This is a genomic window from Ruminococcus sp. AM42-11 (genome assembly GCF_003480145.1).
Lineage (GTDB): Bacteria > Bacillota > Clostridia > Lachnospirales > Lachnospiraceae > Blautia_A > Blautia_A faecis.
Genome location: NZ_QUIO01000101.1, coordinates 1 through 658 on the forward strand (window position 1 = coordinate 1; position 658 = coordinate 658).

Annotated in this window: 1 rRNA gene; it reads right to left on the minus strand. The window is 57.1% G+C overall.

What is annotated here, in order from left to right:
* A 23S ribosomal RNA gene (locus DW904_RS22550) occupies positions 1-658 on the minus strand; the annotation flags it as partial.

Genomic DNA, 658 nt, shown 5'->3' on the forward strand with positions numbered 1-658 from the left:
CACTTCCACCCCTGCCCTATCTACCTCGTCGTCTTCAAGGGGGTTTACTTCTTTCGAATGGGACATCTCATCTTGAGGGGGGCTTCACGCTTAGATGCCTTCAGCGTTTATCCCTTCCGGACTTGGCTACCCGGCCGTAGACTTGGCAGTCTAACCGGTACACCAGCGGTCCGTCCATCCCGGTCCTCTCGTACTAAGGACAGCTCCTCTCAGATATCCTACGCCCACGCCGGATAGGGACCGAACTGTCTCACGACGTTCTGAACCCAGCTCGCGTACCGCTTTAATGGGCGAACAGCCCAACCCTTGGGACCTACTACAGCCCCAGGATGCGATGAGCCGACATCGAGGTGCCAAACCACTCCGTCGATGTGAACTCTTGGGAGTGATAAGCCTGTTATCCCCAGGGTAGCTTTTATCCGTTGAGCGATGGCATTCCCACTTAATACCACCGGATCACTAAGCCCTACTTTCGTACCTGCTCCACCCGTCGGTGTCGCAGTCAAGCTCCCTTCTGCCTTTGCACTCTTCGAATGGTTTCCGTCCATTCTGAGGGAACCTTTGGGCGCCTCCGATACCCTTTCGGAGGCGACCGCCCCAGTCAAACTCCCCGTCTGGCATTGTCCCACCGCCGGTTCACGGCGGCTGGTTAGAAGCC